Below are 23,585 nucleotides of genomic sequence, written 5' to 3'. Positions count from 1 at the left end.
AAATGTTTAAAACTAGGAGGTTTCATTATGTCAGAGAAATATGAATATTATAAAACGCAACGTGAAAAATATGTAGCTCGTGGTGTAGGAAACGGAAATTTACATGTAGCGGACGAGGCACAAAGTGCAACCGTTAAAGACGTCGAAGGTAATGTGTTCATTGATTTTGCTGGTGCCATTGGTACTTTGAATGTCGGACATTCCCACCCAGAAATTACGAAACACTTGAAAGCACAATTGGATAAATTTATACATCCCGGTTTTAATGTCATTATGTATGAAAGCTATTTAAATTTAGCGCAAAAATTAACGGAAATTACACCTGGTCATTTTGACAAAAAATCAATTTTGCTTAACTCAGGTGCAGAAGCTGTAGAAAATGCCGTTAAAATTGCAAGAAAATATACGGGGAGACAAGCCGTAGTCTCATTTGTAAGAGGATTCCATGGTAGAACGAATCTAACCATGTCTATGACGAGTAAGGTGAAACCATATAAATTAGGTTTTGGACCATTCGCTCCGGAAGTTTATCAAGCACCATACCCTAATATTTCTGAAAAATCTGAAGACTTATCAGATGAACTTTACACACAACATATAATCAATAAGTTACATGATTTCTTTATCGAAACGGTGGATCCGAGTGAAGTATCATGTATCGTCATGGAACCTGTTCAAGGAGAAGGCGGTTTTATCATACCTGATATCCAGTTTGTAAAAGCCGTTAAACAAATTTGTGAAGATAATGGCATTGTCTTTGTAGCAGATGAAATTCAAAGTGGCTTTGCTAGAACAGGTAAAACATTTGCGATAGAACACTTTGATGTTGAACCAGATTTAATTACGGTTTCTAAATCATTGGCTGCTGGATTCCCTTTAAGTGGTGTCGTTGGTAGAAAAGAAATCGTTGATAGCGCATCACCAGGAGAATTGGGCGGTACGTATGCTGGAAATCCATTAGCATGTGAAGCTGCACTTAAAGTGATTGAAATCATAGAAAATGAAGATTTAAATGGAAAAGCGGAACAACTCGGTCATCAACTAGAAGCATATTTAACAGCATTGAGTCAAGATTATGAGCAAGTTAAAGCTATTCGTCGTTTAGGGGCTATGGTTGCATTTGAAGTCGTTGATCCGGAAACTGGTGAACCTGACAAAGCGTTAACAGCTAAGATTATTAAAACTGCAAACGAAAAAGGCTTATTATTATTATCGGCTGGTATTAAAGGCAATGTGATTCGTTTCTTACCACCATTAGTTATTACAGATCAAGAATTAAACAAAGGTCTAAATATATTAACAGAAGCATTTGAAAAGGCCATTGAAAAGCAAACGAATTAATGAATAAGTAGCATTTATATTTTATAAGCGGAAAGGGTATGGATAAATGAAAGGGATTTTATAATTATATTTAAAAAGGGGTCGTTACCATGACAAAGTTAGAAGTAATTAATCCAGCTACTAATGAAGTTTTAGAGCGTTTAGATTATGCTACGCATGAACAAATTAATCATCAAATTAAACAAGCACATCAAGCATTTCAAAACTGGAAGAAGGTCGATGCGCACGAACGTTCAGCGAAATTAGCGCAATGGGCTCAATTAATTGATGATCATCAAGACGAACTTGCACGTCTGATTACATTAGAAGGAGGTAAGCCACTGGCAGAGGCAAAAGGTGAAGTAGCTTATGCGAACTCATACGTCAAATGGTATGCCGAAGAAGCAAAACGTGTATATGGTCGTACGATACCAGCTAATTCACCTTCGAAAAAAATTGTTATAGATAAATTTCCAGTAGGTGTCGTAGGCGCGATTACACCGTGGAACTTCCCAGCAGCAATGATTACGCGTAAGATGGCACCAGCATTGGCGGCAGGATGTACAATCATTTGTAAACCAGCAGTTAAAACGCCACTGACAACGATTAAACTTGTGGAACTTGCACATCAAGCGGGTTTTCCAAAAGATGCTATCTCCTACATTATTGCTTCAGGTAAAGACGCAGGGGACATTTTCACAAATCATAGTTTGATTAGTAAAGTGACATTCACTGGATCGACTGCTGTTGGTAAATCATTAATTGAATCATCTGCGCAACAAGTTAAAAATGTGACGATGGAGCTAGGTGGCTTAGCACCGCTTATCGTTCATAATGATGCAGACATTGAAGCGGCAGTAGACGGTACGATTGCTTCGAAGTTTAGAAATGCAGGACAAACTTGTATATGTGCAAACAGAATCTATGTTCACGAAGATATCGCCGAGGCATATAACGAAAAATTAATAGAAAAAGTGCATGCATTATCTGTAGGTGATGGCTTGAAAGAAGAGGTTAAAATTGGACCACTCATTGACAATCAAGCTGTAGAAAAAGTGTTAACACACATCAAAGATGCGCAAGAAAAAGGTGGGCAACTATCACGTAGCATTGAAGATATTCAAGCATTGGGCGGTAATTTCTTAAAACCGGTAGTCATTACGAATGCAAATTTAGATATGAAAGCAATGCATGAAGAAACGTTTGGACCAGTTGCGCCAGTGATGACATATAGTGATTTAGATGAAGTGATTAACATAGCAAATGACACAGAATTTGGCTTAGCTTCATATTTCTTCACGAATGATTATCGTACTGGATTAAAACTCTTTAATGAACTGGAATATGGTGTGATTGGTTGGAACGATGGTGGACCATCTGCTGCACATGCACCATTTGGTGGTTTGAAAGAAAGTGGTTATGGTAGAGAAGGTGGCGTAGAAGGCATAGAACCTTATTTAGAGACGAAGTATCTTTCTATACAAGAATAAAAATGCATTAGGATAAACCAAATCTTAAATAAAATATAAAATCAGTCAATTAAAGATTGAGAAAGCGATTGGTTAATCACATATGATAGGGCGCCGTTTATTAAAGTGAAATAAATACAACGCTACGCTGCGCGCTTCTCAACTTTAATTGACGTTATTGAAAATGTTATGGGGTATGTTCAATGAAATCACAATTTAATAAATCAATGAATATAGTTGATGTTTTATTTCTAGCTATTGGTGCCATGCTTGGATGGGGATGGGTAGTCTTGTCAGGAGAATGGGTATCAGCAGCTGGATTTATCGGAAGTATTGTCGCTTTTTTAATTGGTGGATTATTAGTTATTGTTATAGGCCTTACATACGCAGAGCTTGCATCAGCTATTCCGGAAACTGGCGGAGGATTTGTATTTGTTAAAAAGGCTTTTTCTCCTGGTATTGCATTCATTTCTGGTTGGTCCGTACTTTTTGGATATGTATCCGTAATTACATTTGAAGCGGTTGCTTTGCCCACAGTCATCGATTACGTCATTCCTTTTAAACATCATGGTTTTATGTGGAATATCGCTGGTTGGGATGTCTATTTAACATGGGTATTAATTGGTTCAATTGGTAGTATTGTATTAACATCACTGAATTATTTCGGCGTAAAACCAGCAGCCATCATGCAGACTGTGTTCACTATCTTTATTGTAGCAGTGGGCTTGTTGCTTGTATTTGGTGCTGGATTCAATGGCAACTTTAGTAATTTAAAACCATTCGAGAATGGTGTTGGCGGAACCATGTCCGTATTGATGATGATTCCATTTTTATTTGTAGGATTTGATGTCATTCCACAAATTGCTGAAGAGGTGAAAGCACCTTCTAAAAAGATTGGTGGCATTTTGATATTATCAATCATTGCTTCTGTTATATTTTATTTATTGATTGTATTTGGGGTAGCCACAGGACTTTCACCTTCAGCACTGAACACGAGTAGTTTAGCAACGGCGGATGCAATGGTTAATCTGTTCGGTCATAGTGGATTTGGTGTATTACTTGTACTCGGTGGTGTCGCCGGAATTATAACCAGTTGGAATGCATTTATTATTGGTGGAAGTAGAATATTGTATGCAATGGCTAAAAATAAAATGATTCCACAATGGTTTGCCTATATCCACCCGAAATTTAAAACGCCTACGCATGGTATTTTATTTCTAGGTGTACTCGCTTTTGTAGCACCGCTGTTAGGAAGACCAGCACTTTCGTGGATTGTTAATGCAGGCGGTATTGGTGTTGTTCTAGGTTATTTACTCGTTGCAATTTCGTTTCTTAAGTTACGCAAAACGCATCCTAATTTAGAACGTCCTTACCGTATTAAAAACGGACAAATTGTTGGTATCATTGCGGTTATTTTGAGCATTTTGTTTATCGTGATTTATTTACCGGGTATGCCGTCATCGTTAGCTTGGCCATCAGAGTGGTTAATTGTATTAGTTTGGTATTTGATTGCAGGTGTACTTTATTTAACTCAAAAAAGAAAGACAACAGAAGATGCCTATGTATCAATACAAGGAGACAAGCAATCAGATTATCAGTAACACTTTATATAAAACAGCCGTGTCAGTTTAATTTAACTGGCACGGCTGTTTTTAATGAAAATAGTTATGTTATTGAACTAGTTAGCGACATGGATAAGTTGATCGCCTGGCATAATCCACTGTTTTTTTAAGAAATACTTATATAAAGCAAAGCTAATGACTGCAGGCAATATAATATGGAAGATTATAATTAATAGCCAGGTTTGAAGTGAACCACCCATGGTATTAATCGTCATAATTTGGCCAATTAAACCACTTGTACCCATACCTGCACCAGCGGCATTATTTGTCATAGGAAATAGAGTTGTCATAACTGGAGCAACAACTGCACTTGCTATTGTTGGAGGTACTAAGATCATGGGATGTTTAATGATATTTGGGACTTGTAGCATACTTGTACCAATACCAATAGATAAAATACCACTCCAACCATTATCCTTATAGCCATTTACAGCAAAGCCTACCATTTGCGCCGCACAGCCTATCGTTGCTGCACCAGCAGCTAAACCACTTAAATCAAGCATGAGTGCAAGTGCTGCACTTGAAATTGGCGCAGTAAGTGCTAAACCAAAGATGACAGATACTAAAATTCCCATTATCAACGGTTGTTGTTCAGTTGCGACAATGATAACTTTACCTAACCCAGTCATAAACTCATTTAACGCAGGTCCAAAAAGTTTTGCGATAGCGCCCCCGATAACAATCGTGAGTAAGGGCGTAACAATGATATCGATTTTAGTCTTGCTTGCATAAAATCTACTTAATTCTACGACGATGAGTGTAGCAATATAGGCACCAACTGCACCGCCTCCAAACGTCGTATAACCTAGTGTGCCAACGATAACACACGAAAAAATAACTAGAGGTTTAGCGCCTAATCCATAAGCAATTGCTACCCCAATAGCAGCACCGGTAACTGACATTGCGACCTTACCAATTTCTGATAAAAACGATAAATCTATTTGTGGAATGAGTGTTTGATTGCCAATAGTTTCTAAGATAAGTCCAATAATTAAAGAGCCAAACAAACCCAAAGCCATAAAACTTAATGCTTCAATAACCCACCTATGCAAATGATTTTTCATTAAGTAATCTCCTTATTTTTTAATTAAATTATTTCATAAATTAATATTAGTATATAGATAGTTAGTGAAGTTGGCTAGACTATATTGGGATTTTTTTCACAATCATAAAATAAAAACTGCCAGTGCGTATCGAAACGCACTGACAGTGTTGTAATTGTATTTAAATGTATTAGGATAGATTAATTTTTGTTTACAGAAGCATCATAGATAGATTCAACTGTTTCGCCTAAAATTTTGTCGAATTCTTCATCAGATTGGTTCACATTTAAATCATTGATTAATGCACGAGAGAAGCTAGCGATTAAATCTTTATTTTGTTTAAGTACTTCATTTGCATGTTCTCTGCTATAGCCACCAGATAACGCAACGACACGTACAACGTTTGGATGGTTGATTAATGATTGATATTGATTTGCTTTTGTAGGGATAGTTACTTTAAGCATTACAAGTTGATCATCGTTGAGTTTGTTTAGTTCTTCTAAAATTGAATCAGTTAAGTATGCTTCAATCTCTTCTTTGTTTTCAGCATTAATATTAACTTCAGGTTCAATAATTGGAACTAAACCAGCTGCAATAATTTGTTTAGCTACATCAAACTGTTGTTTAACAACTAAATCAATACCGTCTTTATTTAGTTCTAAGATATTAGAACGCATTTTAGTACCGAAAATTTTATGTTTATTTGCACGATTTAGTAAGTCATCTAGCTCAGGCATAGGTTTCATTAATTGAACGCCATCTTTTTGTTCATCTAAACCTTTATCTATTTTTAAGAAAGGTACAACACCTTTATCAGCTAGATAGTCCGCTGTATGTTTGCCTTCTACTTCGCGGTCCATTGTTTGTTCGAACAGAATCGCACCTACAATTTTATCTGAACTAAATGATGGTGACGACACGATACGTGTACGCATGTCATGAACGAGTTTGAACATTTCGTCTTCACTGTCATATTGATCTTCTGTAACGCCGTAGTCACGTAACGCTTTAGGTGTACTACCACCACTTTGGTCTAATGCAGCAATGAAGCCTTTTCCATTTTTTACTTTGTCAAATTGTTCTTGATTCATTCTTACCACTCCTTTTACTATATTCTCTTATAGTATGATAAAAATTAAAAAATAACGCAAGCTGTAGGCTCTTTTACGATAAAATATAATGGAAATTGTGTCTTTAATAAAAACTTTTTCTGTAGCTAATATGATTTAGTAACTGAAATTAAAAATATGGGCGTTGGGTTATAAAATTCATCTTGTTCTGAGTACATACGTAAATAAATTTCAGTGTCTAAATGGATATGATCAAATCCTAATGATTTTAAGATATCCATATCTGTTTGAGGTCTGGGTTGGTGATTAATGGGTATATTTTGTTTGATTGCCTCGCTTTCAGCCAGCATATCTTTGCCGAGTGTGTGGTGTGCATGTTCAGTATTCAGGGATTTATAGTCAGTGAATGAATCGTTACCATAATTGGCATCAATATTAATCAGTTTACCGTTAGGTTTTAATACACGTAACCATTCTTGATATGCTGCCTTTGTATTAGGAAGTAGCCACGTTACATTGCGAGAAATAACCATATCAAAAGTTTCATCATTGAATTGTAGTGATTCAGCATCCATTACTTGAAAGTGAATATCTTGATGATGACTTTCGGCATTCTGTTTTGCTGATTGGATCATTTCAGGAGAAAGATCTATCCCTGTGACATCGCTACCTAGGTTTCCACATAAAATAGCTAAAAAACCCGCGCCAGTACCAATATCTAAGATTTTCATACCAGGTTGTATCGGGTTTATGTTATTAATTTCTTCTATCCATTTTTGAGCATGCGTACTTTCTAATTCTGCTAGCTTATTTTTACTAAAGGATTCAGCACGTTTATCCCAATAATTAATGATCTTTGATTTTTCCATTTAAATTCACTCCGCTTATTACAATTATTTTGCTGTTTACACTATTATAGAATATTTAAGTATAAAAGTTTGTGATGACTATTTAAAAACACACAAAAAACGACATACATTTAATTATGTATCGAAGAACCTTTATGCGATATTTTATAAAAAAACAGTCTTTTTCTCTAAAAATACAAAAAAATAAAAACAAATATTTATACGTAAATAATGAATAAAGATACATATTATAAAGTTTGTAAGATTCATTAATTTCATTAAGTTTAAACTTAACACTGTGATTATAGCGATTTATACTCCGAAATTAATTCTCTGTTTTATATAAATATTCATATAATTAATTTCAGAATATTGAATGCAATTTGCATTATTATTTAAAGTTCGTTAGGCTCATGTTTGTGAATTAATATATATTTTTGCTAATGTTTATCTATTTTTAGCGACTTTTACATAGTTATAAAAATAAATACAGGGGTGTTCAATAATGAAGAAAAATAAAGTTATGGATTGGACGACCTTTATAGGATCATCGGTTATTTTACTGATTGCAGTAATTCCTATGATGGTCTTTCCTAAAGCAAGTCAAGAAGTGATTACTAAAATGAACGATGCCGTTTCTAGTGCATTAGGTTCAGTTTATTTGTTTATCGGACTCGCTATTTTAATATTTGTTTTATACATAGCCTTTGGTAAGTACGGTAATGTAACTTTAGGTAAAGCGACAGATAAGCCCGAGTTTAATAATTTTAGTTGGGCTGCCATGCTGTTTTGTGCCGGTATTGCGTCTGATATTCTATATTGGGGTATTATCGAGTGGGCATTCTATTATCAAGATCCGCCACATGGTGGTAAAGGTATGACAGATAGTGCGCTTAATTATGCAACGATGTATGGTATGTTCCATTGGGGACCGATTGCATGGGCGACCTTTGTACTACCAGCGCTGTGTATTGGTTACTTATTATTCGTGAAGAAGAAACCTATTTATAAAGTAAGCCAAACGTTACGTCCAATATTAAAAGGGCAAACAGATGGTCTTGTAGGTAAGATTGTCGATATTATATTCATTTTTGGATTATTAGGTGGTGCAGCTACATCATTAGCACTTGGTGTACCAATGATTACAGCGGGGATAGAGCGCTTGACTGGTATCGATGGTGATAACATGTTAATGCGTGGTGCGATACTGTTTTTAGTAACTGCTATCTTTGCTTATAGTTCATATTCTGGATTGAAAAAAGGTATAAAAGTATTAAGTGATTGGAACGTTATTTTGTCATTTGTATTACTTGGATTTGTGTTAATTGTTGGACCAACGGTATTTATTATGGAAACGACAATTACAAGTATGGGTAATATGATTAAGAACTTTTTCGAAATGGCTACTTGGCTAGAACCATTTGGCGGTATTGGTGGCCGTAAAGAAACGAACTTCCCACAACAGTGGACAATATTCTATTGGTCATGGTGGATTGTTTATGCACCATTTATTGGATTGTTTATCGCACGTATTTCCAAAGGTCGTACGTTAAAAGAAGTAGTTTTAGGTACAATTATCTATGGTACATTAGGATGTATGTTGTTCTTCGGTATTTTTGGTAACTATGCTGTGTTTTTACAAATTAGTGGACAATTTGATGTGATCCAAAATCTGAATACACATGGTACGGAAGCTACAATCATAGAGGTATTGCATCAATTACCGTTCCATAATATTATCATTGTATTATTTATGCTTTCGGCAGTGCTGTTCTTAGCGACAACATTTGATTCTGGATCATATATCTTAGCAGCAGCATCTCAGAAAAAAGTAATTGGTGAACCATTAAAAGCAAACCGTCTTTATTGGGCGTTTGCGTTATGTTTATTACCATTTGCGCTTATGTTAGTCGGTGGCGAGAAAGCGTTAGAAGTACTGAAAACAGCAGCCTTATTGGCGAGTGTGCCAGTACTTGTAGTCTTTGTTATGATGATGGTCGCATTTATGCGGACACTTAATGAGGACCGACTTAAACTAGAAAGTCGGGCAGACAAGTATAGAGAGGTCGAGCGACGTTCATTGCGTATCACACAAGTTAGAGAACAAAAAGAAGACGATAATTTGTAATTTTAAATAAAAGCTGAGACAAGTACGATGTCTCAGCTTTTTTATGCTTTAACTTAAGGTTGAATTGTCATGCTTATTTGTTAAATAAAAAAGCGACCGTTTGAAATTTAACTTCACACGGACGCTTTTTGAAATTCTGTTGATTTTGGGCTAACTATCTTACACATATTTAATCTTCTTTGTAATTATTTTCAGGTATTGGGAAGTATTTAAATATTTCTCCACTTTCCAATGCATCACTTAAATGATCTAACCATTCGTAATAAGGTAACGTGTCGATGAGTTGCTGTTTCGTTTCGTTTGCCTCAGTTTTAATAGCGGCATCTGTACTTTCGTCATTAATAATTTTGTTTAGTATCGCAACGGCATCATGGACAGCTTCGGCATTAATTACGATTTCCCGACGCCATTTGCGTGTAAAGAAATTGCTAAAGAAGTTAAAGAAATCTTTTTCTGCAATAAAATGTTGTTTTCTACTACCGCGTGTAAATTGTTGCTTAACGATATCAAATTCTTGGAGTCTTTTGACCCCAGCACTCATGCTTGGTTTACTCATTTGTAATTGTTCACGCATCTCATCGAGTGTCATGCTATCTTCGAAGAGCATAGTACCAAATAAATTACCAACACTTCTGTTGATACCATATAAATCCATTGTTTCACCAATCGCATTGATAACAATATCTTTTGCTTCGTCTAATTGATGTTCAGGGTTGTTTGAATGTGCCATGTAGTACACCTCCGACCAAATATTTTATTGTGAATTCAAATTATAGCAGGTTAACGAACAGAATTTAAGTAGCGCTTTGTTTCTGAAGTTATGAGCCAATTGAAATTTGAACTGGTTTGACACGCTTTCGTTTACTATGGTAACATAAAATCTATAAAATTCGTTAAATAAAAATTTAACAAACTTAACGGAGGTAATTTTAATGGAACTTGTAAATCAATTGTCTCGTCGTCAATACATTGATGGTGAGTGGGTAGATAGCTCGAATCAAGCAACAAGAAAAATTATTAATCCATTTAACCAAGAAGTCATATTTGAAGTAGCAGAAGGTACTGCTGAGGATAGTGAACGTGCGATATTAGCTGCACGTCGTGCTTTTGAAAAAGGTGAATGGTCATTAGAAACAAGTGAAAATAGAGGCAAAAAAGTACGTGCTATTGCCGATTTAATTGTGACACATCGTGAAGAATTAGCGAGACTTGAAACATTAGATACAGGTAAAACATTAGAAGAATCTTACGCAGATATGGATGATATTGCGAACGTATTTAACTATTTTGCAGGTTTGGCAGATAAAGATGGTGGAGAATTGATAGATTCTCCAATCCCAAATACAGAAAGCAAAGTAATAAAAGAACCGATTGGAGTTGTAACTCAAATTACACCATGGAATTATCCTTTACTGCAAGCTTCATGGAAACTTGCACCTGCATTGGCAACAGGTTGTTCGCTTGTTATGAAACCAAGTGAAATCACGCCGTTAACAACAATTCGTGTATTTGAATTAATGGAAGAAGTTGGCTTCCCTAAAGGTGTGATTAATTTAGTATTAGGAAAAGGATCTGAAGTTGGTGAACCGTTATCTGCACATAAAGAAGTGGATTTAGTGTCATTTACTGGTGGCATAAAAACTGGTAAACACATTATGAAACAAGCAGCAGATCATGTTACAGATGTAGCGTTAGAACTTGGCGGTAAAAACCCAAATGTCATTTTTGACGATGCCGATTTTGACTTAGCAGTAGATCAAGCATTAAATGGCGGATTCTTCCATGCAGGTCAAGTATGCTCTGCTGGCGCAAGAATTATCGTGCATAACGATATTAAAGAAAAATTCGAAGCAGCCCTTATTGAAAGAGTTAAAAATATTAAATTAGGTAATGGTTTTGACTCAGAAACGGAAATGGGACCTGTGATTTCAGCTGAACATAGAGAAAAAATTGAAAATTATATGGAAATTGCAAAAGCTGAAAATGCAACGATTGCTATTGGTGGTAAACGTCCTGAACGTGAAGACCTACAAGATGGGTTCTTCTTTGAACCAACTGTAATTACAAACTGTGATACTTCTATGAGAATTGTTCAAGAGGAAGTATTTGGACCAGTTGTAACAATTGAAGGTTTTTCAACTGAAGCAGAAGCCATAGAACTTGCGAACGATTCCATTTACGGTTTGGCTGGCGGTGTCTTTACACAAGATATAGGCAAAGCTGAACGCGTCGTTAATAAATTGAAGATGGGAACAGTTTGGATTAATGATTTCCATCCATACTTTGCCCAAGCACCTTGGGGCGGCTATAAACAATCTGGTATTGGTAGAGAGCTTGGTAAAGAAGGTCTAGCTGAATATCAAGTAGAGAAACATATATTACGTAATACAAACCCAGAACCAGTTAATTGGTTTGGTAAAGCATAATATAGATTTTCAAATAAGAGAATGAACGTATATAAATTAGAGGAGGCAGTATCACAATGAAGCAATCATACGATTATATCATTATAGGTGGTGGAAGTGCTGGGTCAGTACTTGGTAGCCGTATAAGTGAAGATGTATCGAATAACGTACTTGTATTGGAAGCTGGACGTAGTGATTATCCATGGGACTTATTAATACAGATGCCTGCAGCATTAATGTATCCAGCTGGAAATAAATTATACGATTGGATTTATGAAACGACACCTGAGCCACATATGGATGGACGTAAAGTCGGTCATGCACGTGGTAAAGTTCTAGGTGGTTCAAGTTCGATTAACGGTATGATTTATCAAAGAGGTAACCCAATGGACTATGAAAAATGGGCGAAGCCTGAAGGCATGGATTCATGGGATTACGCACATTGTTTACCGTATTTTAAACGTTTAGAAAAAACATTCGGTGCAACAAAAGATGATCAATTCCGTGGACATCACGGACCAATTAAACTAAGAAGAGGTCCAGCTGATAATCCGTTATTCCAGGCTTTCTTCGATGCAGGTGTTGAAGCAGGTTATAATAAAACACCAGATGTAAATGGATTCCGTCAAGAAGGATTTGGACCATTTGATAGTCAAGTACATAATGGTCGTCGTGTTTCTGCATCTAGAGCATATTTACATCCAGCGATGAAACGTAAGAATTTAGAAGTGCAAACACGTGCATTTGTGACGAAATTAAATTTTGAAGGTAACAAAGTAACGGGTGTTACATTTAAGAAAAATGGTAGAGAACATACAGTAAATGCGAAAGAGGTTATCCTATCAGGTGGTGCAATTAACTCCCCGCAATTACTACAATTATCAGGTATCGGTGATTCAGAACATTTACGTTCATTAGGTATTGAACCACGTATTCACTTACCAGGTGTTGGTGAAAATTTTGAAGACCATTTAGAAGTTTATGTGCAACATGCATGTAAAGAACCTGTTTCAATGCAACCAAGTTTAAATAAATTAAAAATGCCATTCATAGGATTACAATGGATTTTCGGACGTAAAGGTGCTGCAGCATCAAACCATTTCGAAGGTGGTGGCTTTGTACGTTCAAATGAAGATGTAGATTATCCAAACTTAATGTTCCACTTCTTACCAATTGCGGTAAGATACGATGGTACGAAAGCGCCAGCTGCACATGGTTATCAAGTGCATGTAGGACCAATGTACTCAAATTCTCGTGGACATTTAAAAATCAAATCAAAAGATCCATTTGTTAAGCCAGATTTTGTGTTTAACTACTTATCTACAGAAGAAGATAAACGTGAATGGGTGGAAGCAATTAAAGTAGCTAGAAATATCTTAGGCCAAAAAGCATTAGACCCTTATAATGGAGGAGAAATCTCTCCTGGACCTGAAGTGCAAACAGATGAAGAAATTATTGAATGGGTAAAACGCGATGGTGAAACAGCATTGCATCCATCTTGTAGCTGTAGAATGGGGCCAGCTTCAGATGAAATGTCAGTCGTAGATCCAGAAACGTTCAAAGTACATGGTATGGAAAATCTACGTGTTGTAGACGCATCTATTATGCCACGTACAACAAATGGTAACATTCATTCACCTGTATTAATGATGGCTGAGAAAGCAGCGGACATCATACGTGGTAAAAAACCATTAGATCCAGAATATATTGATTTCTATCGTCATGGTGTACATGATAAAGATGCGGGTACTATAAAGTAATGTTTGATTATGATATTTTAAAATAAATGAAATAGATATAGAGGTAAGGCATGTATTTGTTATTATCTCTGACTGCCGACAAAGGCTTAGACTTTGTTGGCAGTTTTTTTGTGCACGTCCGACTAACATTGCCTTTTTTGATACTTAAAGCTTTTACGAGTTCATTTTCGACAGACGCACGCATAACGCGCTGTTACGTAATATGAGAGATATTATTTATCGGGGAGACTTGGTTAAATCTATGGTGGTTGAATGAATGACTTTTATACACCACAAATATTACAAGGAAGTATCATTTAATTTTGTTATAATGAGTAAAATAAACCATAAACAAAGTAGGGATACCCAATGGAATTGAGAATACTTAGATATTTTTGGACAGTTGCTGAAGAACATGCGATTTCAAAAGCGGCAACGGTACTAAACATTACGCAACCTACATTAAGTAGACAAATGCATGACTTAGAATTAGAACTAGGGGTAGAGCTCTTTTATCGAGAAAATAAAGGTATTATGCTTACAGAAGAAGGCATATTTTTAAAAAATAGAGCAGAAGAGATATTGTCATTAACGAATCAGACGCAACAAGAATTTGAAAATAAAAAACAACAAGCGTTGAGTGGACATATTACGATAGGATGTGTAGAAGCGGATAATTCTGACACGCTTGCCATGATATTAGAAGAGATGGTGAGAGAACATCCTTTAATCACTTTTCATATCGTAAGTGGTATAGGCAGTGAAATCAGTGAGCGTCTTGATAAAGGATTATTGGATATTGCGATTTTAATAGAACCCATTGCAATGGAAAAATATGAGCAAGTACCTTTACCGAGACCAGAGCGTTGGGGTTTGCTTGTTTCTGAAGATTCTCCATTTAGAGGGCAATCCTCAATACATCCTGGAGATTTGAAAAAAACAAAATTATTAATGTCTAGAAGACCAGAAAATCAAAAAATGATTTCAGAATGGAGTCAAATAGCAGTCAATGACTTGCAAGTGATTGGAACGTATAACTTAATATTTAATATTTTTTCATTGGTAAGAAATAATGTTGGTTCAGCTGTTGTGATTGAAGGTGTAACATCGAATAGAAATTTAGATAATTTAGCTTTTATTCCATTTAAACCAGAACTTTACACACATTGTGTTTTAGTATGGAAGAAAAGTAGAATACAAACACCTATTTTAAAAAACTTTATCAAAAGGTTTAAGGAAATGAATCATCCACAGTAGATTTATTTCATAAAGAACGCATGCTTATAAAGCATGCGTTCTTTTATTTTAAGCATTAGACGAATGTCTGAAATGGCACTAATCTGTAGTTGTCTTCAAAAATGTATTAATTAGGAGTGATATATATGGCTAAAAAACAAACTGCAGGTAGAGATAATTTAGGATCATTCGCACCAAAATTTGCTGAACTAAATGATGACGTATTATTTGGAGAAGTTTGGTCTAGAGAATCAGAACTGTCTCCTTATAAAAGAAGTTTAATAACAATAACTGCGCTCATTACAGGTGGGAATTTTGAACAATTAACAGCGCATTTAAAAATAGTTAAAGAAAATGGTGTAACCAAAGAAGAAGTAGTAGAAATAATTACACACTTATCATTCTACGTTGGTTGGCCAAAAGCATGGTCCGCATTTAACATTGCCAAAGATATATACAATGATTAATCAATAATAAGGAGGCCTATCATAACAATGTTTATACTGCCATTAATTTTAATTGGGGTTGGGCAGGGGTTTATTTTTACGCCATTAACAAATTTAGGCGTATATCAAGTGACGAATGAGCAATCAGGTATCGCTTCTGGATTAGTCAATCTAGCTCATCAAATTGGATCATCAGCGGGTATCGTCTTTGAACTCATTATTGCAACGACATTACTGCATATTTTAAACTTTGAAAATAACAACAGTAGTTTAACGCTCATTTCAATGGTGATTGGGACAGTGATTCAAATCATCATGTTATTGTATGTTTTATTAGTATTTAAGAAAAAAGAAAATAAGTACGAAATATAATATTTGAAGTCGTTATTTCCTAGGAAAGCATGCACAATCGAAAGTGTTAGAATTTAAATATAAAGAGGACCAATCCATACTAAGGATTAGTCCTCTTTTTTGAGATTAGGGATTTATGACCCAGACGCTTTATTTTCAGAATGAGTATTTTTTTTCCTAATTATTTCTAATTTAATAGGCTAGTTGTTATTTTTAGTAATTAAATCGGAAATTGCTTTAGACGCTTGTCCATTTTCTAATGAACAAAAGTCATCATAAAACTGATTGATTTTGTCATTGTAATCTATTGAAACTTGATCTAGATTTTTTAGATCTTCTGTTAATTGGTATGGATCTTGGTGAATAGGTCCAGGTAAATCATTGTGATAGTCTAAATAGAATCCGCGTAAATCTTGACCGTATTTATCTAAATCATAAGCAAAGAAGAATTGAGGACGTTTCAATACACCGTAATCAAACATGACGGATGAATAGTCTGTGATAAGGCAATCTGAAATTAAATATAATTCAGAGATATCACTGTAGTTTGAAACATCAATGGCAAAATCTTCATAACCACGTAAATCTAAGGCATTAGAAATGAGATAATGCATTCTCAATAGTACAACATAGTCATCGCCAAGTTGTGCTTGTAAATTATCTAAATCAATTTGTAGATTAAATAAATATTTACCTTTTTTCACAAATTCATCATCTCTCCAAGTTGGCGCATACATGATGACTTTTTTATCTGCAGGTAAGTTTAAATTTTCTTTAATTTCTTGGATATATGATTTGTCATTTGCATGGTTAACTAATACATCATTTCTAGGATAACCAATTTCAAGTAGTTGTTCAGGTTTCATCCAAAATGCAGTCTCGAAAATTTTAGAAGAATATCTATTTGGTGACACTAAATAATCCCAACGGCTTGTTTCTTCTCTAAAATTACGTTTATAGTTATCCGTTGTAGTTCCTGGCATACGAATGACTTTCATATCATTTGCTAATCGTTTTAATGGTGTGCCGTGCCAATTTTGTATATAAACTTGGTTTGGTTTTTTATTCAGATAAAGCGGTAATCTCGCGTTAGACACCCAGTATTTAGCTTTTGAATATGCTTCATAGTAAGCTTTAGAGCCTTTTTTAACTTTTTTAGCTAAGCCAGGAATTTGTACTTTAGAAGGGTTTTTAAAGACCCATATAAATTCATAATTCGGATAGCGTTTCATCATATATTCGTAAATATATTTCGGGCTATCACTGTAATTTTTACCAGCAAATGCTTCAAATACAATCGTATTTGGACTCACTTTATCTTCACTATCTGTTAATTGGTATAATGCACGATTTTTATTTTTTCTACGTAACAAGATACTTTTTACTAAACGTGCTTTTTTTCTAAGTTTATTTATTTTAAAAGCGGATTTACGTTTATTCACCATGAGCATCAATGACTCTAATATAAAGAGTGGTTTCTCATTTTTGAAAAGCGTCGGAATTAATTCTCTTGTCACTTTTGGAAGCAATTCACTGTTATATTTATAACGCTCAGGGGTTTTTCTTGATGAGGGTTCGAATGAATGTTTGTAAATATTTTTCATTTTATTTTTTATGAAAACTTTATTTTCTTTTAAAGGCGCACGTTGAACAGAATCAGAGAAACTATATACATAATCGTTGAACGTAATGCCAAAATCTTGTTTAGACAGTGCTGGTTTCACAAACGGGTCATAGATTTCCCCTTTAATATAGAAAGGAAAGCGACTGACACGCACGAATCCATTGGCATATTTAATAAATTCTAAAATAAAGGACCAATCTACAAAGACGTTCAAGTCTTCATTAAATTGTAAGTTATGGCCACGTGCAATTGCAGTTTTGAAAACAATATTACATGCAGTTTGCTTTCTTAAAAATTGATTAGAATGTGTTTTAGTATTTAAATATTGAGTACGCACTAAATTTTGGTCAACGTATTGAGGTATATCCAACGTGAACCCATGGATAGGCGCAATTAACGCATCGAATTGATTTAGTTTCTTCATATAAAATGATAATGCATAGGATGCCAAATAATCATCAGAATCAATAAAGATAAAGTAAGGAGATTCAACTTCTTTCAAGCCCATGTTTCTAGCATGCGCATGTCCTGTATTTTCTGGTAAATCAATTGCTTTAATTGGAATATCCCAATCTTTAAGTATTTGTGTTGCAAGTGGTTTCGATTGATCTGTTGAACCATCATTTACTAAGATGAGTTCAAAATCTTGGAATCTTTGTTTTTTAAGGCTTATTAAACATCTTTCGATATAATCTTCTGAATTGTAATAAGTCACTATGACTGATATAGACTTCATTGTGTTCCCTCTTTTTACTTAAATTTTCTCACTATCTTCTATATAAGGTAAAATATTAACAAACTTTGTTTTATCTTTTCAACTTTGAAATCAAATTTTTTTGATTATTATGTGCATAAAACGTACGAATAATAATATATTATTATTTATAAGCATATATTATTTCTAAAGCATATATTGTAGCACGGTTATGTAGTATAAAGAAAAGCAAAAGACTTCAACTTATAGGTAAAATACATTATTTACTTTTATTATATTAAAGCATAGTTAGTAGTTTTGGAAATGTATATAAAAATATTAAAGACAGGGGATGAATATCATGACAATAAGATGTGCTAAAGATAATGAATTGAAACTCATTAACAAAGTTATACCAAAGTTATTCAAAGAAGCGATGATGGTGAATTTTGATTTATCAGATGCGTCATTGCGGGATATGTCAAGTCAATTGCTATTGCAAGGTGCAAAATATTATGTGTTGATTGAAGAAAACATATGCAAAGGATTTGTGCTTATTGATAAAAAAACAGATTACCTTGAACAACAAGATTACGGTTTTATCTATGAGTTATATGTCTTTGAAGGTTATAGAAGACAGGGTGTTGCTAAAAAGTTAATGTATTTTGTTAATGACTTTTTTAAAAGACAGCATATTGGTGAAGTTAGGTTAAATGTAAATGTACAGAATAAAGCTAAATTATTATATGAAAAAGTTGGTTTTCAAGAGAGAAATATTACAATGTCTATGAAAGTAGTAGAATAATTTTTTGAATATTTGCTATTTTTAAAAACTTTATTTTTCTTTTAATAGCAAGGGTTTTAGACATTATTAGTAATAAAGGTAAATTTAATAATCAAAAATATTGTTGATAGCGTTTTCATTTAGCGTTAGGTTTTTCTATATTTACCAATGTTGTAAACAAGTCGGGAAATTAAAAATGAAAAACTATCGTTATTTTATCATTACGATGATTATTATTATGACAATGATCAACTATGTCGATCGTGGCGCTATTTCCTATGCTCAAGAAGATATTATTAACGAATTTGGTTTCGATAATATCGCTTGGGGATCAATATTAGGTTATTTTGGCTATGGTTATATGCTTGGTTCATTGTTTGGAGGGGTTACAGCAGATAAAAAGGGGGCCAAAATTTGTTTGGTTAATTGCTGGTACACTTTGGTCATTATTTGAAATAGGTATGGCATTTGCTGGTGAGATAGGCATGGCTTTATTTGGCGGTTCTGCATTAGCTGGGTTTGGCTTATTAAGAGTACTATTTGGTGTATCTGAAGGTCCAATATTTTCTACAATCAGTAAGACCAATGCAAACTTGGCAGCACCGAGAGAACACGGTTTATTATCAGCTTTAGGTTTAATTGGTGTACCACTGGGTGCGTTAATCACAGCACCGATTGTTTCTGGTTTCTTAGTTATTTCAACTTGGCGCGTGCTTTTTGTAATTTTAGGTTTATTAGGTCTCGTATGGATTATTATTTGGTATAAAGTATTTACCGATTATCCTGAAGATAATAAACATGTTTCTCAGGAAGAAATTGAAAGTATTCGATCCACAGAAGAAACGGTTCATGGTGAAAATCCAGTTGAAACTGAGCACAATGCACATGAAAAATGGTATCACTTTTTCAAAAGTCCGACACTTATCTTTAATATGGTTGGTTATTTTGGTTTTCAATACATAAACTTTTTGATTTTAACTTGGACACCAAAATATTTACAAGACGAGTATCATTTTGAGATTCACTCATTGTGGTATCTTGGTATGCTTCCCTGGATAGGTGCTTGTTTTACAGCATGTTTCGGTGGAAGATTATCAGATTGGTTACGTGTGAAAACAGGCAGTCTAAGAATTGCACGATCAGGTTTAGCGATATTTGGAATGACTTTGGCAGCGATTTGTTTTTTAATTATCCCAACAACCAATCAAATTGGCTGGATAATGTTCCTAATGATGCTAGGTAATGCCTGTATATTCTTGCCAAATGCTGTTTATTGGTCTGTCATTATTGATACAGCACCGAAGAAAACTGGGACGTATGGCGGTATTACGCATTTCTTTGTTAACTCTGCAACGATTATAGCGCCAACGTTAACAGGTATACTTGTAACATTATATGGATATTCATCAATGTTTATATCTGCAGTAGTAGCGGCAGTCATCGGTATTATTGCGATGTGCTTTGTTAAACCAGGTATTAAAAAAATGAAACCAACTTCATAAATCAAATTTATGTAAGTTACATGGATATATTCCAAATGCTTTAAAGAAGTATTACTTATAAAATAAAGCTACGAGTATAAATGACCATCATTTTAATATGAGGTTCATTTATACTCGCTTTTTTTGTTTTTACTCAAAGTAAATAGTGTGGGGCGTTTGAGGTAAAACATTTTTTGTTCCTAATTATAAACAAATGATTTGTAATTATAGCTAAATTGAGTATAATTTGATTTTGTTAAAAATGATTAAGGAGAAATAACAAATGATAAATAATAATTTTGAAGAAATTTTAATGAATAGAAAGTCTGTAAAAGTATTTGATGAACAAGTGAAAATACCGAAAGCAGAAATGGATGAAATGATTAAAAAAGCAACGACAGCACCATCATCAGTTAATATGCAACCGTGGAGATTCTTAGTAGTCGAAAGTGATGAAGGTAAAGACACATTACGTCCGCTCATTCGTTTTAACACACGTCAAAATGATTCATCAGCGGCTATGGTCGTTATTTTTGGTGATATGAAGAGTCAAACAAATGCCGAAGAAATTTATGGTAATGCAGTTAAACATGATTTAATGCCGGAAGAAGTAAAACAAGAAATGTTAGAAAAAGTCATACCATTATATGATAATGCACCAAAAGAACAAATGAATGACATTGTGAAGATTGATAGTAGTTTAGCCGCAATGCAATTTATGCTTGTTGCGAAAGCGCATGGATATGATACAAATCCAATTGGCGGATTTGAAAGTGATCAAATCGCAGATGCATTTGGTATAGATTCAGAACGCTATGTACCCGTACTAATTGTTGCGATTGGTAAAGCTAAAAATCCAGCCCATGGTTCTTATAGATTACCAACAGAAACTGTGACTAAATACGTTTAATATATAGTGAAAGACATTTTTTAATATTGAAAAATGTCTTTTTTTATTTCTTTATAAAAAATAGTATTCGATTTTACAACTCTATTGATATATTGACTTATCAAATTTATAATAAAATTTAATGAGTATTGATAGGGGTTATGAAATATGTGGAAATATGGGATTATTTTGTGTTTTTTGTTTTCGTGTTTTTTAGTTTTATGTGTAGGTTGTTTAAATGAAAAAGATAAATTAACGCAAACGTTATCTTTTTATGCAGTAGGCGATAATTTAATCCATCCAGTCGTTTATCAGGATGCTTTGCAAGATAATGGACAGTTCAATTTTGAGTCAATGTATGACAATTTAAAAGATGAAGTTCAATCAACAGATGTATCATACATCAATCAAGAGTCGCCACTTGGTGGTGATGAACGCGGTTTGTCAGGATTTAAACAATTTAATACGCCAGAGGCAATCGCACAAAACATAGTACATACTGGATTTAATGTGGTTAATGGAGCTAATAATCATGCTTTAGATCAAGGAACTGCAGGTTTAGAAAATGAAATCAGCGTTTGGAAGCAATTTAAGTCCGTGTTTTATTTCGGAACGTTTGATTCGCCAAAGCAACATGATACGATTCCTGTAATTGAGAAAAATGGAATAAAAATGGCAATGCTGAGTTATACATATGGAACAAATGATATTCCTAGAGAAAAACCATATCAAATCAATTATTTTGATAAGGCACAAATCAAAAAAGATATCGCAAGCGCAAAAGAAAAAAGTGATGCAGTTATCGTCTCCGCACATTGGGGTAATGAAGGTAAGACTAAACCCAATGAGACGCAACAACAGTATGCCAAAGTGTTTGCTGATGCGGGTGCAGATGTCGTATTAGGCACACATCCACATGTGATACAGCCAGTTAAATGGGTGAAAGGGAAAGATAATCATAAAACACTCGTTGCTTATTCCCTGGGAAATTTTCTAAATGGACAAGCTACAGGAACTGAAAAGAATATATTAGGTGGTAACATACGTTTTAATTTAGAAAAAAATCCTAAAGGCGTACAAATCAATAATGTTAAATGGAAATCATTGGTGACACATTATGAAAATGGGGAACCTTATTTAAAAGCAACTCCTCAAAATTTTAAAATGTATAAATTAGATCATTATAAAGATGAGCAGGCACAATATCATGCTTTAAATGATAAAAAAGGCATGGAAGTATCACGTCAGAGACTTGTAGGTATTACGAAAGATGTGATTGATAAACAATATCTGGATGAAAAGAGTTACTAGTATGTTGCGTAAATATATATATAAAAGTGCAAAAGCGCCCTCTCGTTACTACACAGTATTGAAGTGTAACAACGAAAAGGGCGCTTTTTAACACGTTATTGTTCAACTTTTTTTGCTAAATTTGTAATGTATTTAAAGAAGGCATCGTGTTCGACATGATCGACGACTGAAATTGTTCTGCCGTGTACATCATCTATATACGTTTGCCCCTGACTAGGCCCTTCTGTATAAACACTAGCATTGACCGAATGTTGCTGTACCAATTCAGGTTTACCTACATATGCAGTTGTTAGTACATCCCATAAGAAATAAGTAGAATTCGTTTGGAAATGTGTTAATGGAGGTACAGCAGCATAACTGACTCCTAAGAAATCAACACCTGGATAATGTCGTTCGTTTGCCCAAGCTTGTCTAATATCCCATGTCAGTGGTACACGATTTGTACTTTCTAATGCGACTATGTCTATTTTTATATTTGTATCAAAGACGGTTTTAACAGATTCTGGATCCCAAAAAGCATTCCATTCTGCAGTGCCATCGTGTTCAGGTTCTTCGACATTTCCTTTTTCTAAAAATGTACCACCCATCCATACTAAACGTTCAATTTTATTAATAATTGTAGGCTCAACTGTTACGGCTTTAGCTAAATCCGTTAATGGGCCAGTAAATAATAAAGTCACTGGAGCATGACTCTTTTGTAATTTTTCAATAATATCTTCATAAGCATCGTGTTCAAGTAAATTTGAATGGCTTTGATTAGCTTCGTTTAAAATAGGTAAAGCGTCCATAAAAAATGCATGCATACGCCAATCTTTAGGGAATGGATTTTTTCCGCGTTGTTTCGAAGCGGCGACATGAATCGGTTGCTTGCTAAAGCGATTAATGATTTTTTGAGATGCACTTGCTGCAGGTTCAACATAGCTATCAGCACCAATTGCACTCACACCAATGAGTGATACATCCTCCATTTGTAGTAACAGAAATAGAGAAATTAAATCATCGACGCCACCGTCATGGTTAAAATATATTTGTTTCATAAAATATCCTCCGTTTCATTTTGTAAATCTATTATATCAAAAGTGAATCAGAGTCATATCGTGTTGAGAAAAAAGCGGCGTCTTTGAG

At 34.4% G+C, this 23,585-nt stretch carries 18 protein-coding genes and 1 pseudogene; 13 read left to right on the top strand and 6 right to left on the bottom strand.

The window, feature by feature from the left end:
- Positions 1-27: 27 nt before the first annotated feature.
- From gabT to L987_RS11550, 3 genes are all read left to right on the top strand, one after another.
- Positions 28-1,341 carry a 4-aminobutyrate--2-oxoglutarate transaminase gene (gabT, locus tag L987_RS11560; RefSeq protein ID WP_047504775.1) on the top strand — a complete coding sequence of 438 codons (1,314 nt, stop codon included), beginning with the start codon at positions 28-30 and terminating at the stop codon, positions 1,339-1,341.
- An 89-nt stretch (positions 1,342-1,430) separates the two neighbouring features.
- Entirely contained in the window at positions 1,431-2,810 is a 1,380-nt protein-coding gene (locus tag L987_RS11555) for an NAD-dependent succinate-semialdehyde dehydrogenase (protein ID WP_002482140.1), read from the top strand.
- A gap of 182 nt (positions 2,811-2,992) precedes the next feature.
- Complete coding sequence (locus tag L987_RS11550; RefSeq protein ID WP_011302183.1) at positions 2,993-4,390, top strand: APC family permease; 1,398 nt, start codon at positions 2,993-2,995, stop codon at positions 4,388-4,390.
- A gap of 77 nt (positions 4,391-4,467) precedes the next feature.
- Here the strand turns inward: L987_RS11550 and L987_RS11545 are convergent, their stop codons facing one another.
- The 3 genes from L987_RS11545 to L987_RS11535 form a co-directional block, all read right to left on the bottom strand.
- Complete coding sequence (locus L987_RS11545; RefSeq protein ID WP_047504772.1) at positions 4,468-5,475, bottom strand: PTS transporter subunit IIC; 1,008 nt, start codon at positions 5,473-5,475, stop codon at positions 4,468-4,470.
- 179 nt (positions 5,476-5,654) lie between these two features.
- Positions 5,655-6,545 (bottom strand): fructose bisphosphate aldolase, encoded by an 891-nt coding sequence (locus tag L987_RS11540; RefSeq protein WP_011302185.1) that lies wholly within the window; start codon positions 6,543-6,545, stop codon positions 5,655-5,657.
- 125 nt (positions 6,546-6,670) lie between these two features.
- A complete protein-coding gene (locus L987_RS11535) occupies positions 6,671-7,393 on the bottom strand; it encodes a class I SAM-dependent methyltransferase (RefSeq protein ID WP_011302186.1) in 723 nt (240 codons plus the stop codon).
- A 484-nt stretch (positions 7,394-7,877) separates the two neighbouring features.
- Between L987_RS11535 and L987_RS11530 the strand changes: the two genes are divergently transcribed.
- The gene (locus tag L987_RS11530; RefSeq protein WP_011302187.1) at positions 7,878-9,500 is read left to right on the top strand and encodes a BCCT family transporter; all 1,623 of its coding nucleotides are present in this window, start codon (positions 7,878-7,880) and stop codon (positions 9,498-9,500) included.
- A gap of 169 nt (positions 9,501-9,669) precedes the next feature.
- Here L987_RS11530 and cudC read toward each other — a convergent pair whose 3' ends face one another.
- On the bottom strand, positions 9,670-10,230 hold the full coding sequence (gene cudC / locus L987_RS11525) for a choline uptake/conversion transcriptional regulator CudC (RefSeq protein ID WP_002482146.1): 561 nt from the start codon (positions 10,228-10,230) through the stop codon (positions 9,670-9,672).
- A 202-nt stretch (positions 10,231-10,432) separates the two neighbouring features.
- On the opposite strand from cudC, the gene betB reads away from it, so the two are divergent.
- The 5 genes from betB to L987_RS11500 all read left to right on the top strand — a co-directional run bounded on the left by betB (position 10,433) and on the right by L987_RS11500 (position 15,698).
- On the top strand, positions 10,433-11,926 hold the full coding sequence (gene betB, locus L987_RS11520) for a betaine-aldehyde dehydrogenase (protein WP_047504769.1): 1,494 nt from the start codon (positions 10,433-10,435) through the stop codon (positions 11,924-11,926).
- Between the two features lie 56 nt (positions 11,927-11,982).
- On the top strand, positions 11,983-13,665 hold the full coding sequence (betA, locus tag L987_RS11515) for a choline dehydrogenase (RefSeq protein ID WP_047504766.1): 1,683 nt from the start codon (positions 11,983-11,985) through the stop codon (positions 13,663-13,665).
- A gap of 348 nt (positions 13,666-14,013) precedes the next feature.
- Complete coding sequence (locus L987_RS11510) at positions 14,014-14,901, top strand: LysR family transcriptional regulator (RefSeq protein WP_047504763.1); 888 nt, start codon at positions 14,014-14,016, stop codon at positions 14,899-14,901.
- A 125-nt stretch (positions 14,902-15,026) separates the two neighbouring features.
- On the top strand, positions 15,027-15,347 hold the full coding sequence (locus L987_RS11505) for a carboxymuconolactone decarboxylase family protein (RefSeq protein ID WP_047504760.1): 321 nt from the start codon (positions 15,027-15,029) through the stop codon (positions 15,345-15,347).
- Between the two features lie 27 nt (positions 15,348-15,374).
- On the top strand, positions 15,375-15,698 hold the full coding sequence (locus tag L987_RS11500) for a hypothetical protein (RefSeq protein ID WP_047504757.1): 324 nt from the start codon (positions 15,375-15,377) through the stop codon (positions 15,696-15,698).
- Between the two features lie 179 nt (positions 15,699-15,877).
- Here the strand turns inward: L987_RS11500 and L987_RS13575 are convergent, their stop codons facing one another.
- Positions 15,878-18,037 (bottom strand): bifunctional glycosyltransferase/CDP-glycerol:glycerophosphate glycerophosphotransferase, encoded by a 2,160-nt coding sequence (locus L987_RS13575; RefSeq protein ID WP_047504753.1) that lies wholly within the window; start codon positions 18,035-18,037, stop codon positions 15,878-15,880.
- Positions 18,038-18,356: 319 nt separating this feature from the next.
- On the opposite strand from L987_RS13575, the gene L987_RS11490 reads away from it, so the two are divergent.
- The 4 genes and pseudogenes from L987_RS11490 to L987_RS11475 all read left to right on the top strand — a co-directional run bounded on the left by L987_RS11490 (position 18,357) and on the right by L987_RS11475 (position 22,460).
- Positions 18,357-18,800 (top strand): GNAT family N-acetyltransferase, encoded by a 444-nt coding sequence (locus L987_RS11490; protein WP_047504749.1) that lies wholly within the window; start codon positions 18,357-18,359, stop codon positions 18,798-18,800.
- A 175-nt stretch (positions 18,801-18,975) separates the two neighbouring features.
- Positions 18,976-20,281: pseudogene (locus L987_RS11485) on the top strand (MFS transporter).
- Positions 20,282-20,543: 262 nt separating this feature from the next.
- Positions 20,544-21,170, top strand: coding sequence for a nitroreductase family protein (locus tag L987_RS11480; RefSeq protein WP_047504747.1), 627 nt, complete (start codon positions 20,544-20,546; stop codon positions 21,168-21,170).
- A 147-nt stretch (positions 21,171-21,317) separates the two neighbouring features.
- Positions 21,318-22,460 (top strand): CapA family protein, encoded by a 1,143-nt coding sequence (locus L987_RS11475; RefSeq protein WP_047504744.1) that lies wholly within the window; start codon positions 21,318-21,320, stop codon positions 22,458-22,460.
- A gap of 95 nt (positions 22,461-22,555) precedes the next feature.
- On the opposite strand, the gene L987_RS11470 is transcribed toward L987_RS11475, so the two are convergent.
- Positions 22,556-23,497, bottom strand: a complete 942-nt coding sequence (locus tag L987_RS11470; RefSeq protein ID WP_047504741.1) for a nucleoside hydrolase — start codon at positions 23,495-23,497, stop codon at positions 22,556-22,558.
- Positions 23,498-23,585: the final 88 nt, after the last annotated feature.

This window comes from Staphylococcus sp. ZWU0021 (assembly GCF_000798895.1).
Lineage (GTDB): Bacteria > Bacillota > Bacilli > Staphylococcales > Staphylococcaceae > Staphylococcus > Staphylococcus saprophyticus.
Note: the sequence above shows the minus strand (reverse complement) of the source record. Positions and strands in the feature narration are given on the sequence as shown.